This window comes from Pseudomonas sp. GM21 (assembly GCF_000282215.1).
Lineage (GTDB): Bacteria > Pseudomonadota > Gammaproteobacteria > Pseudomonadales > Pseudomonadaceae > Aquipseudomonas.
This window is the reverse complement of record NZ_AKJS01000075.1, coordinates 1-16761: the sequence shown is the minus strand read 5'-3', so window position 1 is coordinate 16761 and position 16761 is coordinate 1. Positions and strand designations below refer to the sequence as shown.

Sequence of the window (16761 nt, the reverse complement as noted above, 5' to 3'; positions counted from 1 at the left end):
GTTTTCTTTTGCCTGCGATTTGCTCCGCTAGAGCAAAATGCTTCTAAAAGTCGGACTAATGATCAGTAACAACGAACAGACGAAACCCACAAACCAGACCAGACTGCGCTGCCAGGCCAAATCGCCCCAGTAACACAGTAAGTAGATAATGCGTGAGATCACAAAGATGATCGCCAGCAGGTCGATCAGCCATCCTGCGGTTTGGGTGGTGTGCGCCATCAACACACCTACCGCAAACAATATAAAGGCTTCAAAACAGTTTTGATGCGCGGCCAACGCACGGGCCCCGAAGCCGGTAAGTTGCCCCTGCTGCTGACGCGGCAGGTGATTGTTGTAACCGCCCTGCTCTTTCATCGCCTTGGCCACCGGCATGCGGGCCACATAAATCAGTAATGCACTGATTAACACACACCAGAACGGAATACTCATCAAGCGACCTCTTTGTTTGCCTCGGGCAAGGGTGCCTCTGTAGGGGTATAGACCATCACGTCCAGAACGTCGGAATGAAACTCCCGGCGATACAACACCAATACCACGCCGGTACTCATCAGCATGAACAGCCACGGGCTGACGAACCAGGCCAGCATGGTCATGCCGAAGTAGTAGGAACGCAGGCCGAAGTTGAACTGGTTAGCGGCCATGGAGATGACCCGTGCCGCGCGGGCAGCGAAGGCTTTGCGTTCCTGTTCGGACACGTGGCGTTCACCGACCATTGGCGCCGAGCCAATCAGAATCGCTGCAAAGTTGTACTGGCGCATGCACCAGCTGAAGGTGAAGAAGGCGTAGACAAACACCAGCGCCAGGCACAGCAATTTGATCTCCGACATGCCCTGGGACGCCTGCTGCACCATCGGGATATCCGCCAACAACGACACCGCTCTTTCGGAAGCACCGAGCACGGTGAGAATACCGGCCAGAATAATCAAGGTGCTGGAGGCAAAGAACGAGGCATTACGCTCTAGGTTACCCACCACACTGGCATCGGCGATGCGGTTGTCGCGTAACAGCATGCGACGCATCCAGTCTTCGCGGTACAGATGCAACACGCTGGCCAGGCACGCGGTGTCACGGCCCTTCCACGTGGCATAGCGGGTGTAACCGCCCCAGCAGATGACAAACCAGAGCGCGGCGAGGATGTGGATCAGGTTGGCGTGGATGAACGACATGCAGGTCCTTTTGATGGAGTGGCGAAATACTCGAAACCTTGTGGGAGCGAGCCGGCTCCGGGCGGCGTTCCGACGATAGCGGTAGATCAGTCAACATCTCTGTTGAAAGTAAAATCGCCATCGCGAGCAGGCTCGCTCCCACATTGGAAATTTGCAAGGCTTCGACGTTAGCTTATGGAAAAAGACACTGCACTGACTCCAAAAAAAATGCCCCGCATCGATTGATACGGGGCATTTCTGTTTCAGCTTGATAGCCCGCTTGTGGCAGGCCATTCAGCGACTTAAGCCAGCGCTTCTTCGCGCTTGCCCAGCAGTCGATCGCAAACCACCGCGACCACCAGGGTCATGACCGCCGGCACCAGCCACGCCAGGCCCTGCTCGCTCAGCGGCAAGTGAGACAACTGAGTCGGCATCCAGTCCGCCAGACCCGCGCCCTTGAGCGCGTCGATCATGCCGAAGAGGAACGACACCAGCATCACCGGACCGACGATGCGGCCCTGCTCATGCCAGAAGTCCTTGCAGAAGCTCAGCGCCACCAGGGCGATGCATGGCGGGTAGATCGCCGTCAGGACCGGGATCGAGAAGGCAATCAGCTTGGTGAGGCCCAGGTTGGACACCAGCAAGGAGAACACCGCCAGGATGATGACCAGCGTCTTGTACGACAGTGGCAGCACGCGGCTGAAGTACTCGGCACAGGCACAGGTCAGGCCTACAGCCGTTACCAGGCAGGCCAGCGAGATCAACACGGCCAGGAAACCGCTGCCCAACGAACCGAAGGTGTGTTGCACATAAGCGTGCAATACCGCCGCGCCGTTGGTCGCACCGGCGGCCACTTCGTGGCTGCCCGAACCGAGGCGGAACAGACTGACATAAACCAGAGCCAGGCCAACGCCGGCAATCAGCCCGGCAATGATGGCGTAACGGGTGATCAGCACCGGCGATTCAACACCACGGGAGCGGATCGCGTTAACAATCACGATACCGAACACCAAAGCGCCCAGGGTATCCATGGTCAGGTAACCATTGATGAAACCTTGAGAGAACGGTGCCGCGACGTATTCCGGCGTGGCCACGCCGATATCACCGGCAGGCAACGCGAACGCGGCGATGCCGAGCGCGGCCAGGGCAATGATCTTCAGTGGTGCGAGAAAACGTCCTACGGTATCCAGCAAACGCCCCGGGTAGAGCGAGATGAAGAACACGATCAGGAAGTACACCGAACTGTAGAGGAACAGCGCCAACGGGCTCTCGCCGGTCAGCGGCGCCAGGCCGACTTCGAACGAGACGGTGGCGGTGCGCGGGGTGGCAAACAATGGGCCGACTGCCAGGTAGCACGCGGCAGCCAACAGGCCACCGGCGATTTTGCCGATCGGGCTGCTCAACGCATCCATCGCACCACCGACTTTCGCCAGTGCAACCACGGTGATCACAGGCAAACCGACCGCGGTGATCAAGAAGCCCAGCGCCGCCATCCAGACATTAGGTCCGGACTGCAAGCCGACGATAGGCGGGAAGATGATGTTGCCAGCCCCGACAAAGAGGGCAAATGTCATAAAACCAAGTGCCAGGATGTCCTGGCCTTTCAACACTTTCATTAAGGAAATACCACACTACTGAATCGGAATTTAGAGAGGGATTTCCCTTTGGGGTGAGGGAAATGCTGTCGATCCGTATAGGACTGACCCTTTAGCGCGTCACTGCTTTGTGGGCCGCGTTCGCAAAAATGGTGTGTAGCCTAACGAGTTTGCCGGGGAAACGCACTGTTAAAGGGCGAACTATCCGATACACGACGTTTCTGTGTCGCGTTTCTGCATGTAAATTGATCTGTGTCTATAAAGCAGATCGTTCCCACGCTCTGCGTGGGAACGCATCCCGTGACGCTCTGCGTCACATCCAAAGGTGGAACGCGGAGCGTCCCCAGCGGCATTCCCACGCAGAGCGGGGGAACGATCACCCGGAAACGACAAAGGCCACCCGAAGGTGGCCTTTGTTTGGTAAAGCGTCAGCTAAGCGCGAGGCTTATTTGATCGCCCAACCGGTCAGCTCGGACAAAGCCTTGCCGATGTCTGCCAGCGAACGCACGGTTTTAACGCCTGCGTCTTCCAGGGCAGCAAACTTCTCGTCTGCAGTGCCTTTGCCGCCAGAGATGATTGCGCCAGCATGGCCCATGCGCTTGCCCGCAGGGGCAGTCACACCAGCGATGTAGGAAACAACCGGCTTGGTCACGTTTGCCTTGATGTAGGCAGCCGCTTCTTCTTCAGCCGAACCGCCGATCTCGCCGATCATGACGATCGCTTCGGTCTTCGGGTCTTCCTGGAACAGCTTCAGGATGTCGATGAAGTTCGAACCCGGGATCGGGTCACCGCCGATGCCGACGCAAGTCGACTGACCGAAACCGGCGTCAGTAGTTTGCTTGACAGCTTCGTAGGTCAGGGTGCCGGAACGGGAAACGATACCGACCTTGCCTGGCAAGTGAATGTGACCTGGCATGATGCCGATCTTGCATTCGCCTGGAGTGATCACGCCTGGGCAGTTAGGGCCGATCAGGGTAACACCCAGCTCGTCGCACTTAACTTTAGCGTCCAGCATGTCCAGGGTAGGAATGCCTTCAGTGATGCAAACGATCAGCTTGATGCCGCCGAAAGCAGCTTCCAGGATCGAGTCCTTGCAGAAAGGAGCTGGAACGTAGATCACGCTGGCGGTGGCGCCAGTGGCAGCTACAGCGTCTTTCACGGTGTTGAACACTGGTAGACCCAGGTGCTCGGTGCCGCCTTTGCCAGGAGTTACGCCGCCAACCATCTTGGTGCCGTATTCGATGGCTTGCTGGGTGTGGAAACTACCTTGCGAACCGGTAATACCCTGGCAGATAACTTTGGTGTCTTTATTGATCAGGACGCTCATTATTTGCCCTCCGCAGCTTTAACGACTTGTTGAGCAGCGTCGGTCAGGCTGGTAGCAGCGATGATGTTCAAACCGCTTTCTGCCAGTACTTTAGCGCCCAGCTCAGCGTTGTTGCCTTCAAGGCGAACAACAACCGGGATTTTCACGCCGACTTCTTTCACAGCGCCGATGATGCCTTCGGCAATCATGTCGCAACGAACGATGCCGCCGAAGATGTTGACCAATACTGCAGCGACGTTAGTGTCGGACAGGATGATCTTGAACGCTTCGGTAACGCGTTCTTTGGTAGCACCGCCGCCCACGTCGAGGAAGTTGGCTGGTTTGCCGCCATGCAGGTTGACGATGTCCATGGTACCCATGGCCAGGCCAGCACCGTTGACCATGCAACCGATGTTGCCTTCCAGTGCTACGTAGTTCAGTTCGAACTTGGCAGCGTGCGCTTCGCGCGGATCGTCTTGCGACGGATCGTGGAAAGTCTTCAGCTTAGGCTGACGGTACATGGCGTTGGCGTCGATGTTGATCTTGGCGTCGAGGCAATGCAGATCGCCGTCAGCCTTGATCACCAGCGGGTTCACTTCCAGCAGAGCCAGGTCGTGATCCTTGAACAGCTTGGCCAGACCTACGAAGATCTTGGCGAACTGAGCAACTTGCTTGCCTTCCAGACCCAGCTGGAATGCCAGTTCGCGACCCTGGAATGGCTGAGCGCCAACCAGTGGATCGATAGTGGCTTTCAGAATTTTCTCTGGAGTGTCGTGAGCGATTTTCTCGATGTCCACGCCACCTTCGGTGGAAGCCATGAACACGATACGACGGCTCGAACGGTCAACGACAGCGCCCAGGTACAGCTCTTTAGCGATATCAGTGCACGATTCAACCAGGATCTTGGTGACTGGCTGACCGTTGGCGTCAGTCTGGTAAGTCACCAGACGCTTGCCCAGCCACTGCTGTGCGAATGCCTTGGCGTCTTCTTTGCTGCGAACCAGCTTGACGCCGCCCGCTTTACCGCGACCACCAGCGTGAACCTGGGCTTTGACAACCCACTCGGTGCCGCCGATTTTGTCGCAAGCTTCTGCTGCTGCTTCCGGGGTATCTACTGCATAACCGGTGGAAACTGGCAGGCCGTATTCAGCGAACAGCTGCTTACCCTGATACTCGTGAAGATTCATGCTTATTACCGTCTTCGTTAGGTACTGCGCATTCGGTGCTGCACTCGTTCAAGTGCCGCACCACCTTTGACTGCTGCTTGCGTAGCCTTTCCGGACAACCGGTGCAGCTACGCAAGACTGCGTCCAGCGGATATTCCGCGGTGAGTCTTGCATGCAAGGCTCACGACGGGCCATTCCGCCGTGGTTTCTTATTGTCTTAACGCTTCTTGCGGTTGGCGATGTGAATGGCGCCGCCATTCACTGCCAGAGCTGCTTCGTGCAAGGCTTCAGACAGGGTCGGATGGGAGAAAACCATCATGCCCAGGTCTTCAGCGCTGGTGCCGAATTCCATACCGATCGCGCCCTGCTGAACCAGTTCTGCAGCGCTCGGGCCAATCACGTGGACGCCCAATACGCGGTCAGTCTTGGCATCGGCAATGACTTTCACGAAACCGCCGGTGTCGTTGGCTGCCATGGCACGGCCACTGGCTGCGAACGGGAAGGTGCCAACGTTAACTTCAACGCCTTCAGCCTTCAAGGCCTGCTCGGTTTTACCGACCCATGCGATTTCCGGGTGAGTATAAATAACCGAAGGGATCAAGTCATAGTTCATCTGGGCTTTGTGGCCCTTGATGCGCTCAACGACCATGATGCCCTCTTCCGAGGCCTTGTGTGCCAGCATCATGCCGCGAACCACGTCACCGATGGCGTATACGCCCGGTACGGTGGTGGCGCAGTGATCGTCAACGTGCACGAAACCGCGCTCGTCGAGGGTCACGCCGCAATCAGCGGACAGCAGATCAGTGGTCACTGGACGGCGACCAACGGCTACGATCAGCTTGTCGAAAGTGATGTTCTGTTCGCCCTTGGCATCGGTGTAGTTCACAACGACTTCGTCGCCATTCACTTTGGAACCGGTAACGCGTGCGCCCAGCTTGATGTCCAGACCTTGTTTGGTCAGGGTTTTCAGCGCTTCCTTGGAAACGGCAGCGTCAGCGGCCATCAGGAAAGTGTCCAGCGCTTCAAGAACGGTAACTTCAGCACCCAGACGGGACCAGACCGAACCCAGTTCCAGACCGATAACGCCAGCGCCGATCACGCCCAGACGCTTGGGTACGGACTGGAATTCCAGTGCGCCAGTCGAATCGACGATCACATTCTGGTCAACCGGAGCCGGTGGAATGTCGATCGGACGCGAGCCTGGAGCCAGAATCACGTTCTCGGCTTCGATGATTTCTACCGAGCCGTCAGGCTTGGTGACTTCAACTTTCTTGCCGGCCAGCAGCTTGCCGTGACCCTGAATGGAAGTCACACCGTTGGCTTTGAACAGGGTGGCAACACCCGAGGTCAGGCCTTTGACGATGTTGGCTTTACGGCCGACCATTGCTGGCACGTCCATGGTCACGCCAGCGTGGTTGATACCGTGGATCGCGAAGCCATCCTGGGCTTCGTGGAACTTCCAGGAGCTGTCCAGCAGCGCCTTGGATGGAATGCAGCCGACGTTCAGGCAAGTACCGCCCAGAGCCAGTTTGCCTTCCTTGTCGGTGTACTTCTCGATGCAGGCCGTCGTCAGACCAAGCTGTGCTGCCTTGATGGCAGCTACGTAGCCGCCAGGGCCCGCGCCGATCACTACTACGTCAAATTTCTGAGTCATAAAAGGTTCCCTTTTAGCAACAAGCTACAAGCCGCAAGCCGCAAGACTGAAGCCCACTTGCTCGCTTTGAGCTGGGGGCTTGCAGCTTACAGCTTGCGGCTGCTTTTTAGATATCCAGCAACAAACGAGCCGGGTCTTCCAGCAGGTTTTTGATGGTCACCAGGAAAGTCACAGCTTCTTTGCCATCGATCAGACGGTGATCGTAGGACAGAGCCAGGTACATCATCGGACGGATAACGACCTGACCGTTGATCGCCATAGGACGCTGCAGAATGTTGTGCATGCCCAGGATAGCGGCTTGCGGCGGGTTGACGATCGGGGTCGACATCATCGAACCGAAAGTACCACCGTTGGTGATGGTGAACGTGCCGCCGGTCATTTCGTCCATCGACAGTTTGCCGTCACGGGCTTTCTTGCCGAAGGTGGCGATGCCGCCTTCGATTTCAGCCAGGCTCATCAGTTCGGCGTTACGCAGAACCGGTACAACCAGACCACGGTCGCTGGAAACAGCAACACCGACGTCGGCGTAGCCGTGGTAAACGATGTCGCCGCCGTCGATCGAGGCGTTGACAGCCGGGAAGCGTTTCAGCGCTTCGGTGGCCGCTTTCACGAAGAACGACATGAAGCCCAGGCGTACGCCGTTGTGGGACTTTTCGAACAGGTCCTTGTACTTCGAACGCAGGGCCATGACTTCGGTCATGTCGACTTCGTTGAAGGTAGTCAGCATCGCCATGTTCGACTGAGCTTCTACCAGACGCTTGGCGACGGTAGCACGAACGCGGGTCATCGGAACGCGCTTCTCGATGCGGTCGCCAGCGGCGAACACAGGAGCGGCAGCAGCAGGTGCAGCAGCCTTGGCAGGCGCGGCAGCAGGTGCGGCTTTCTTGGCAGCAACAGCCGCTACCACGTCTTCCTTGGTCACACGACCGCCTTTGCCAGTACCGGCAACGGAAGCGATGTTGATGCCGTTTTCTTCAGCCAGCTTGCGAGCAGCCGGTGCAGCAACAGGATCGTCTTCACCTTCAGCAGCTGGAGCAGCGGCTTGTGCAGCGGCCGGAGCGGCAGCTGGAGCGGCGGCTGCAGCGCCACCCGCTTCGATGGAGCCCAGGACTTCGTCGGACAGAACGGTGTCGCCTTCGTTCTTGACGATAGCGCCCAGCACGCCGTCAGCAGTGGCCAACACTTCCAGCACAACCTTGTCGGTTTCGATGTCGACAATCAGGTCGTCACGCTTTACAGCGTCGCCCGGTTGTTTGTGCCAGGTGGCAACGGTGCCATCGGCAACCGATTCCGGGAAAGTGGGGGCTTTGATTTCGATAGCCATTATCTGTGGGTCCTTAAATTCGGTTTCAGGTGCGCGAAGGCGTTAAACAGTAAAGGCGTCTTGCAGCAGTTTTTCCTGCTGCTCGGCGTGCATCGATGCATAACCACAAGCAGGTGCAGCAGAAGCCTCACGGCCCGCGTACTCGAGTACGAGAGACTTGTTGAGATTGCTGACGCTACGACGCAAGTGGTGTTGGCTGCAGTACCAGGCACCCTGGTTCATCGGCTCTTCCTGACACCAGACGGCATGTTTGGCGTTGGTGTAAGGAGCCAGGACTTCTTTCAAGTCGTCCTCAGGGAATGGGTACAGCTGCTCGATACGCACGACGGCGATGTCATCACGACCTTCGGCACGGCGTTTTTCCAGCAGGTCGTAGTAGACCTTGCCGCTACACAGAACAATGCGCTCGACCTTTTTCGGGTCTTGAACATCGATTTCCGGGATCACGGTCTGGAACGAACCTTCGGCCAGATCTTCCAGGGTCGATATGGCGAGCTTGTGACGCAACAGCGACTTCGGAGTCAGAACGATCAATGGCTTGCGCAGCGGGCGAATGACCTGACGGCGCAGCAAGTGATAGATCTGAGCCGGCGTGGTCGGTACGGCTACCTGAATGTTGTGCTCGGCGCACAGTTGCAGGTAACGCTCCAGACGAGCCGACGAGTGCTCCGGGCCCTGACCTTCATAACCGTGCGGCAGCAGCATGGTCAGACCGCAGAGACGGCCCCACTTGTGCTCGCCACTGGTGATGAACTGGTCGATAACCACCTGGGCACCGTTGGCGAAGTCGCCGAACTGGGCTTCCCAGATCACCAGCGCATCAGGCGTGGTGGTCGAGTAACCGTATTCGAACGCCAGTACGGCTTCTTCGGACAGGAACGAATCGTACAGGTCGAAACGTGGCTGGCCGTTGTACAGGTTTTGCAGCGGGATGTAGGTGCCCGCGTCTTTCTGGTTGTGCAAGACAGCGTGACGGTGCGAGAACGTACCGCGACCGATGTCCTGACCCGTCATGCGAATCGGGTGACCTTCGAACGCCAGGGTCGCGTACGCCATGGTTTCGGCGTAACCCCAGTTGATCGGCAGGCCGCCGGCTTGCATCTTCTGACGGTCTTCGTAGATTTTCGAGACCTGGCGCTGAACCACGAAGCCTTCCGGAATTTCCAGCAGCTTGGCGGACAGTTCCTGCAAGGTTTTCAGATCGAAACGCGTGTCGTGACGTGCGGTCCAGGCGTGGCCCAGATACGGACGCCAGTCCACGAACAACTCTTTGTTCGGCTCTTTGACCAGGCTTTTTACAACATGCAGACCGTTGTCCAGCGCGTTGCGGTATTCGTCGACTTTCGCCTGAACACGCTCTGCGTCCAGCACTCCGCCCTGAGTCAGACGATCGGCATACAGCTCACGGGTAGTGCGCTGTTTGGTGATCTGCTGATACATGATTGGCTGGGTGCCGCTTGGCTCGTCGGCCTCGTTGTGGCCACGACGACGGTAGCAGACCAGGTCGATCACCACGTCACGCTTGAACTGCATGCGGTAGTCGATGGCCAGCTGGGTCACGAACAACACAGCTTCCGGATCATCGCCATTTACATGGAGGATCGGTGCCTGGATCATTTTCGCAACGTCGGTCGCGTACTCGGTGGAGCGCGAGTCCAGCGGATTGCTGATGGTGAAACCGACCTGGTTGTTGATCACGATGTGCACGGTGCCGCCGGTTTTGAAACCGCGGGTCTGCGACATCTGGAAGGTTTCCATCACCACGCCCTGACCGGCGAATGCCGCGTCACCGTGGATGGAAATCGGCAGAACCTTCTCGCCGGTAGGGTCGTTACGACGATCCTGACGTGCGCGAACCGAACCCTCGACCACTGGAGAAACGATTTCCAGGTGGGACGGGTTGAACGCCATGGCCAGGTGAACTTCACCGCCGGTGGTCATCACGTTGGACGAGAAGCCCTGGTGATACTTGACGTCACCGGAACCCAGCTCGACCTTCTTCTTGCCTTCGAACTCGTCGAACAGCTCGCGCGGGTTCTTGCCGAAGGTGTTGACCAGCACGTTGAGACGGCCACGGTGGGCCATGCCGATGACGATTTCCTTGGTGCCGTAGGAACCGGAGCGCTGGATCAGCTCATCGAGCATCGGAATCAGGCTTTCGCCGCCTTCCAGACCGAAACGTTTGGTACCCGGGTATTTGGTTCCCAGGTATTTTTCCAGACCTTCGCCGGCAGTGACGCGTTCAAGCAGGTGGCTCTTGATGTCGGCGGAGTACGTCGGACGGCCGCGTACGCTTTCCAGACGCTGCTGGAACCACTGGCGCTGCTCGGAATCGGTGATATGCGTAAATTCAGCGCCGATGGTGCGGCAATATGTCTGCTGCAACGCTTCGTGAATTTCGCGTAGGCTCGCTTCCTCTTTGCCGATGAACAGGTCGCCGGCACGGAAGATCGTATCAAGATCGGCATTGGTCAAGCCGTAATGATTGATCGACAGGTCTGCAGGTGCAGGACGCTGCCACAGCCCCAGCGGGTCAAGCTGGGCTGCCTGGTGGCCACGCATACGGTAGGCCTGGATCAATCGCAGCACTTCAACTTGCTTCTTCTCGTGCTCACTGCTCACGCTGCCGGCGGAAACCGGTTGGGCGCGGCGCTGGTTCTTTGCCAGCAAGACGAAATGATCGCGAATTGTGGAGTGCGAAACATCGGTAGCAGTGTTGCCGTCAGCCGGCAACTTCTGGAAGTAGGTGCGCCACTCTTCTGGCACAGCGTTAGGGTCGTGCAGGTAGAGCTCGTAGAGCTCTTCCACATAGGCAGCGTTACTACCGGACAGGTAGGCGCTGTTCCACATGCGCTGCATCACGCTTTCTTGCATGCTTGGTCACCCTCGGTTAGGGGAACACCACCGGCGTCGACACCGAGCACACTTGCAGAAGTCCGAATGCAGCGACCAAAACAAGCCACTTAGGATCACGCTGATAGTCCGGGTACCAGCCCGGATGCCCCTGCTTGTCTCATTTCTTCAAAATAAGAGCCGCAGCCTTATAAGCTGCTGCTCAGGTTAAAACTACGGCGCCGGTTGAAGCCTGCGCCGTAGCATCTACAGGTACTACGGTCTTACGGGTACAGCAGCTGAATCACACGCCGCTTTGCAGCAACATGTTACGTACGTGACCGATGGCCTTAGTCGGGTTCAGGCCTTTCGGACAGACGTTGACGCAGTTCATGATCCCGCGGCAGCGGAATACGCTGAACGGATCATCCAGCGAAGCCAGACGCTCGGCAGTCTTGGTGTCACGGCTGTCTGCCAGGAAGCGGTACGCTTGCAGCAGAGCAGCTGGACCCAGGAACTTGTCCGGGTTCCACCAGAAGGACGGGCAGGAAGTCGAGCAGCAAGCGCACAGGATGCACTCGTACAGACCATCAAGCTTTTCACGCTCTTCCGGGGACTGCAGACGCTCGATGGCCGGAGCCGGCGTGTCGTTCTGCAGGAATGGCTTAACCTTCTCGTATTGCTTGTAGAAGATGCTCATATCTACGACCAGGTCACGGATAACCGGCAAACCTGGCAGTGGACGAACAATCAGCTTGTTACCTTTTACGACAGAAGACAGCGGCGTGACGCATGCCAGGCCGTTTTTGCCGTTGATGTTCATGCCGTCGGAACCGCAAACACCTTCACGGCAAGAGCGACGATAGGAGAAACCTTCGTCCTGCTCTTTGATCAGGGCCAGCACGTCCAGCACCATCAGGTCTTTACCACCGGTATCGACCGAAAATTCCTGCATGAACGGCGCAGCGTCCTGATCAGGGTTGTAGCGATAAACACTGACTTGCAACATGGCGGCCACCCTTAATAAGTCCGAATCTTAGGTTCAAAAGTCGGAACAGTCTTCGGCGAGAAGTTCACAGCACGCTTGGTCACGCGCTTGTCACCCGGGAAGTACAGGGTGTGGCACAGCCAGTTTTCGTCGTCGCGGTCTTCGTAGTCTTCACGGGCGTGAGCACCGCGGGACTCTTTGCGGATCTCTGCAGCGATGGCGGTGGCTTCGGCCACTTCCAGCAGGTTTTGCAGCTCCAGCGCTTCGATACGAGCGGTGTTGAACGCCTGGCTCTTATCGTTGATCTTGACGTTGGCGATACGGCCACGCAGATCAGCCAGTTGGGCAATACCCTTCTGCATGTATTCGCCGGTACGGAACACACCGAAGTAGTTCTGCATGCAGCTTTGCAGTTCTTTGCGCAGGGTAGCGACGTCTTCACCCTCGGTACGCGAGTTCAGGCCATCGAGACGTGCCAGGGCAGCGTCGATGTCGGACTGGCGAGGACGAGCGTAATCAACGCCTTCCTTCAGCGTCTGCTCCAGGAACAGGCCGGCGGCACGGCCGAATACCACCAGGTCGAGCAGCGAGTTGCCGCCCAGACGGTTGGCACCGTGAACCGATACGCACGCCACTTCGCCTACGGCGAACAGACCAGGAATGATCTGGTCAACGCCTTCGGCGTCCTGGGTGATTGCCTGACCATGAATGTTGGTGGCAACGCCGCCCATCATATAGTGGCAGGTTGGAACGACCGGAATCGGCGCTACGGCTGGATCGACGTGAGCGAAGGTCTTGGACAGTTCCATGATGCCTGGCAGACGGCTGTGCAGAACTTCTTCACCAAGGTGATCGAGTTTCAGCATCACGTGGTCGCCATCCGGACCGCAACCGTTGCCGGCGATGATTTCTTTAACCATCGAACGGGCAACAACGTCACGACCAGCAAGGTCTTTGGCGTTCGGAGCATAACGCTCCATGAAACGCTCGCCGTGCTTGTTGATCAGGTAACCGCCTTCACCGCGGCAGCCTTCAGTAACCAGTACACCAGCGCCGGCGATGCCGGTCGGGTGGAACTGCCACATTTCGATGTCTTGTACCGGCACGCCAGCACGCAGAGCCATGCCAACGCCGTCACCGGTGTTGATCAGGGCATTGGTGGTGGACGAGTAGATACGACCTGCACCGCCAGTCGCCAGAACGGTGGCGTTAGCGCGGACGTAGGAAGTTTCGCCAGTCTCGATGCAGATGACGATCATGCCGACAAAGGCACCATCTTCGTTCTTCACCAGGTCGACGCCGTAGTATTCGTTGAGGAATACGGTGCCGGCCTTGAGGTTGGCCTGGTACAGGGTGTGCAGCAGGGCGTGACCGGTACGGTCGGCAGCGGCGCATGTACGGGCAGCCTGGCCACCTTTACCGAAATCTTTCGACTGACCGCCGAACGGACGCTGATAGATGCGACCCTGTTCAGTACGGGAGAACGGCAAACCCATGTGCTCGAGCTCGAAGACCGCTTCCGGGCCTACGGAACACATGTATTCGATAGCGTCCTGGTCACCGATGTAGTCGGAACCCTTGACGGTATCGTACATGTGCCAGCGCCAGTCATCGTTCGGATCAGCGGACGCGATGGCGCAGGTGATGCCACCCTGGGCGGATACAGTGTGCGAACGAGTCGGGAAAACCTTGGTAACCACGGCAGTCTTGTGACCACCTTGCGCCAGCTGCAGAGCAGCGCGCATGCCAGCACCGCCGCCGCCAATGATGATGGCGTCGAACGAAAGCGTATTAACTGTAGTAGACATGAATCAGATACCCCAAAGAATCTGCACACCCCAGACGAAGTAGGCGAACATCGCGACGCCGCATACTGCCTGAAAGAGGAAACGTATTGCAGTCGCGGACTTGCCGAACGCCATCGGCGTCAGGTAGTCGGTCGCGATGGTCCACATGCCGACCCAGGCGTGAGCGCCGAGGGCAACGAGGGCCAGGAGACTGAAAATACGCATCCAGTTGCTTGCGAACAGTTCATGCCATTGGGCGTAGCCGATGCCAGGGTTGGCGACGACGTATCCGATCAGGAAAATGAAGTAAGCCGCGAGAACGACCGCAGACACACGCTGTGCCATCCAGTCATAGAGGCCCGAACGCGACAGGTTCGTGACGTTAGTTACCATATCCAAACTCCTGCCAGAACGATTACCACCACGGAAACGGCGATAACGATTTTCGAGCCCAGTTTGCCGCCTTCAAGCGACTCGCCGATGCCCATGTCCATCATCAAATGGCGCACACCGGCAACCAGGTGATACAGCAAGGCGGACAGGATGCCCCATGTCACTAGCTTGGCTAGCGGACTGGTCAGACACGCTTTCACCTGGCCGAAACCTTCTTCCGAGCTCAGCGACTTGTCCAATGCATAAAGCATGATGGCCAGGCTGACAAAGAGGATGATTCCGGATATCCGGTGAAGAATGGACGTGTAAGCAGTGACTGGGAGTTTGATGGTCCTTAGGTCTAGGTTTACAGGTCGTTGGCTATTCACGGCTTTTTTTTCACACTGAAGAGCCCCTAACAATCAGGGCAAAGTTGTTGGGGAGTGCACTGGTCAGGTACCCACCACCCAGGGAGTGCGACCCCCAATAAAGCAGGCCCAAAAGCCCCTGGCGGTCGGAGGGCGAGTATAGACAGTTAGGCTACTAATGACAACGCGTTCGCCTTCCCCTAATAGCTGATTGCACAAGTTGGATAAAAGGCGTAAACGGCAGTCAATTTCGAGGAAAAAGTCCGGTTAAAGCCTTCAGGAGCAAGACTTTAGGCAAATTGACATTCGAATTTATCTCACTATAGTGGTGCGGGCCCTGCGTGGGGGGTCTGTCTGATGATTTCAAGCATAAATAGGAGGCCACATGGCTGACAAAAAAGCGCAGTTGATCATCGAGGGCGCAGCCCCCGTCGAGCTGCCCATTTTAACCGGCACCGTTGGTCCCGATGTTATCGATGTTCGGGGCCTGACGGCCACGGGCCGTTTCACCTTTGACCCTGGTTTCATGTCGACCGCTTCCTGCGAGTCGAAGATCACCTATATCGACGGCGACAACGGCATTCTGTTGCACCGCGGTTACCCGATCGAACAATTGGCTGAAAAGTCGGACTACCTGGAAACCTGCTATCTGCTGCTCAACGGCGAATTGCCGACCGCAGAACAGAAGGCCCAGTTCGTCAGCACCGTCAAGAACCACACCATGGTTCACGAGCAGCTGAAGACCTTCTTCAACGGCTTCCGTCGCGACGCCCACCCGATGGCTGTCATGTGCGGCGTAGTCGGCGCCCTTTCGGCGTTCTACCACGACTCCCTCGACATCAATAACCCGCAGCATCGCGAAATTTCCGCGATCCGTCTGGTTGCCAAGATGCCGACGCTGGCAGCGATGGTTTACAAGTACTCCATGGGCCAACCCATGATGTACCCGCGCAACGACCTGACGTACGCGGAAAACTTCCTGCACATGATGTTCAACACCCCGTGCGAGATCAAACCGATCAGCCCGGTGCTCGCCAAGGCCATGGACCGGATTTTCATCCTCCATGCCGACCACGAGCAAAACGCATCGACGTCTACCGTTCGTCTGGCCGGCTCTTCGGGTGCCAACCCGTTCGCCTGTATCGCCGCCGGCATCGCTGCACTGTGGGGCCCTGCCCACGGCGGCGCGAACGAAGCCGTTTTGACCATGCTTGATGAAATTGGCGATGTCTCGAACATCGACAAGTACATCGCCAAGGCCAAGGACAAGAACGATCCGTTCAAACTGATGGGCTTCGGTCACCGGGTTTACAAAAACCGCGACCCACGCGCTACCGTCATGAAGCAGACCTGCGACGAAGTGTTGAAGGAACTGGGCATCAAGAACGACAAGCAACTCGAACTGGCCATGCGCCTGGAAGAGATCGCCCTGACCGACCCTTACTTCATCGAACGCTCGCTGTACCCGAACGTCGACTTCTACTCGGGGATCATCCTCAAGGCGATCGGCATTCCAACCAGCATGTTCACCGTGATCTTCGCCCTGGCGCGGACTGTCGGCTGGATCTCCCACTGGAAAGAAATGCTCTCCAGCCCGTACAAGATTGGCCGCCCGCGCCAGCTGTACACCGGCTACGAGTCGCGTGACATCACCAAGCTGGAAGACCGCAAATAAGACCTGTCTTGCGATATAGCCTTAAGTTGCACCGGAAACGGCCTCTATTTATTTAGAGGCCGTTTTTGTTTGTGCGGTTTGTGTGCATATCCGTTTCTTCTGTCACGGCGACTGGCGGTTTCGCTCTTACAGCGAGTCACTTGGAAAAGCCCCAAGTAACCAAGGGCTCTCGCCCCTTTCGTTCGGTGCCTCGCCCAGGCTCGGCATGCCCTCGCTCCGGTCCTGCTCCGTGGGCCCGCCGCCATCGGCCATCCATGGCCGGGGGCGGCTAACCCGGCATCCATGCCGGGTTGCCCACTGCGCAGAACCTCCACTCGGCCTCTCGAGGGGGCGGTGCGTCAAAATCAAAAGCTGCAGGCGAGCTAACGCTCGGCCTATTGAGTGGTGAGAAGCAGGGCTGTACGCCGATCTACTGTAGGAGCTGGCTTGCCAGCGAAGGCGGCTTGGCAGCCGACCAATCCTGCGAAGCTGTTGATCTTGCCTTTGCCTTTGCCTTTGCCTTTGCCTTTGCCTTTGCCTTTGCCTTTGCCTTTGCCTTTGCCTTTGCCT

General features: G+C 57.5%; 13 protein-coding genes. 1 reads left to right on the top strand and 12 read right to left on the bottom strand.

The window, feature by feature from the left end; translation table 11 throughout:
- Positions 1–27: 27 nt before the first annotated feature.
- From PMI22_RS17865 to sdhC, 12 genes are all read right to left on the bottom strand, one after another.
- Positions 28–429: an MAPEG family protein gene (locus PMI22_RS17865; RefSeq protein ID WP_007945147.1), complete on the bottom strand. Its 402-nt coding sequence runs from the start codon at positions 427–429 to the stop codon at positions 28–30.
- Positions 429–1166: a DUF599 domain-containing protein gene (locus tag PMI22_RS17870; RefSeq protein ID WP_007945146.1), complete on the bottom strand. Its 738-nt coding sequence runs from the start codon at positions 1164–1166 to the stop codon at positions 429–431. Before PMI22_RS17870 ends, PMI22_RS17865 begins: the two co-directional genes overlap by 1 nt.
- A gap of 281 nt (positions 1167–1447) precedes the next feature.
- Entirely contained in the window at positions 1448–2761 is a 1314-nt protein-coding gene (brnQ, locus tag PMI22_RS17875) for a branched-chain amino acid transport system II carrier protein (RefSeq protein WP_007945145.1), read from the bottom strand.
- A gap of 424 nt (positions 2762–3185) precedes the next feature.
- Positions 3186–4067 carry a succinate--CoA ligase subunit alpha gene (gene sucD / locus PMI22_RS17880; protein ID WP_007945144.1) on the bottom strand — a complete coding sequence of 294 codons (882 nt, stop codon included), beginning with the start codon at positions 4065–4067 and terminating at the stop codon, positions 3186–3188.
- Complete coding sequence (gene sucC, locus PMI22_RS17885; protein ID WP_007898980.1) at positions 4067–5233, bottom strand: ADP-forming succinate--CoA ligase subunit beta; 1167 nt, start codon at positions 5231–5233, stop codon at positions 4067–4069. The genes sucD and sucC overlap by 1 nt, the downstream gene beginning before the upstream one ends.
- Positions 5234–5429: 196 nt before the next feature.
- A complete protein-coding gene (gene lpdA / locus PMI22_RS17890; protein ID WP_007945143.1) occupies positions 5430–6866 on the bottom strand; it encodes a dihydrolipoyl dehydrogenase in 1437 nt (478 codons plus the stop codon).
- 106 nt (positions 6867–6972) lie between these two features.
- Positions 6973–8190 (bottom strand): 2-oxoglutarate dehydrogenase complex dihydrolipoyllysine-residue succinyltransferase, encoded by a 1218-nt coding sequence (odhB, locus tag PMI22_RS17895; RefSeq protein WP_007945142.1) that lies wholly within the window; start codon positions 8188–8190, stop codon positions 6973–6975.
- Positions 8191–8232: 42 nt separating this feature from the next.
- The gene (locus PMI22_RS17900) at positions 8233–11064 is read right to left on the bottom strand and encodes a 2-oxoglutarate dehydrogenase E1 component (protein WP_007945139.1); all 2832 of its coding nucleotides are present in this window, start codon (positions 11062–11064) and stop codon (positions 8233–8235) included.
- 262 nt (positions 11065–11326) lie between these two features.
- Positions 11327–12031, bottom strand: a complete 705-nt coding sequence (locus tag PMI22_RS17905) for a succinate dehydrogenase iron-sulfur subunit (RefSeq protein WP_007945136.1) — start codon at positions 12029–12031, stop codon at positions 11327–11329.
- An 11-nt stretch (positions 12032–12042) separates the two neighbouring features.
- A complete protein-coding gene (sdhA, locus tag PMI22_RS17910) occupies positions 12043–13818 on the bottom strand; it encodes a succinate dehydrogenase flavoprotein subunit (RefSeq protein WP_007945135.1) in 1776 nt (591 codons plus the stop codon).
- Between the two features lie 3 nt (positions 13819–13821).
- The gene (gene sdhD / locus PMI22_RS17915; protein WP_007945134.1) at positions 13822–14190 is read right to left on the bottom strand and encodes a succinate dehydrogenase, hydrophobic membrane anchor protein; all 369 of its coding nucleotides are present in this window, start codon (positions 14188–14190) and stop codon (positions 13822–13824) included.
- Complete coding sequence (gene sdhC, locus PMI22_RS17920) at positions 14184–14558, bottom strand: succinate dehydrogenase, cytochrome b556 subunit (protein WP_081502780.1); 375 nt, start codon at positions 14556–14558, stop codon at positions 14184–14186. The genes sdhD and sdhC overlap by 7 nt, the downstream gene beginning before the upstream one ends.
- Positions 14559–14922: 364 nt before the next feature.
- Between sdhC and gltA the strand changes: the two genes are divergently transcribed.
- Positions 14923–16212 (top strand): citrate synthase, encoded by a 1290-nt coding sequence (gltA, locus tag PMI22_RS17925; protein WP_007945132.1) that lies wholly within the window; start codon positions 14923–14925, stop codon positions 16210–16212.
- Positions 16213–16761: the final 549 nt, after the last annotated feature.

Coding starts and splice junctions, on each gene's coding strand:
- PMI22_RS17870 (WP_007945146.1), bottom strand. CDS start 1,166: ATGTCGTTCATCCACGCCAACCTGATCCACATCCTCGCCGCGCTCTGG.
- lpdA (WP_007945143.1), bottom strand. CDS start 6,866: ATGACTCAGAAATTTGACGTAGTAGTGATCGGCGCGGGCCCTGGCGGC.
- sucC (WP_007898980.1), bottom strand. CDS start 5,233: ATGAATCTTCACGAGTATCAGGGTAAGCAGCTGTTCGCTGAATACGGC.
- PMI22_RS17865 (WP_007945147.1), bottom strand. CDS start 429: ATGAGTATTCCGTTCTGGTGTGTGTTAATCAGTGCATTACTGATTTAT.
- sdhA (WP_007945135.1), bottom strand. CDS start 13,818: ATGTCTACTACAGTTAATACGCTTTCGTTCGACGCCATCATCATTGGC.
- odhB (WP_007945142.1), bottom strand. CDS start 8,190: ATGGCTATCGAAATCAAAGCCCCCACTTTCCCGGAATCGGTTGCCGAT.
- sucD (WP_007945144.1), bottom strand. CDS start 4,067: ATGAGCGTCCTGATCAATAAAGACACCAAAGTTATCTGCCAGGGTATT.
- PMI22_RS17900 (WP_007945139.1), bottom strand. CDS start 11,064: ATGCAAGAAAGCGTGATGCAGCGCATGTGGAACAGCGCCTACCTGTCC.
- brnQ (WP_007945145.1), bottom strand. CDS start 2,761: ATGAAAGTGTTGAAAGGCCAGGACATCCTGGCACTTGGTTTTATGACA.
- sdhD (WP_007945134.1), bottom strand. CDS start 14,190: ATGGTAACTAACGTCACGAACCTGTCGCGTTCGGGCCTCTATGACTGG.
- gltA (WP_007945132.1), top strand. CDS start 14,923: ATGGCTGACAAAAAAGCGCAGTTGATCATCGAGGGCGCAGCCCCCGTC.
- PMI22_RS17905 (WP_007945136.1), bottom strand. CDS start 12,031: ATGTTGCAAGTCAGTGTTTATCGCTACAACCCTGATCAGGACGCTGCG.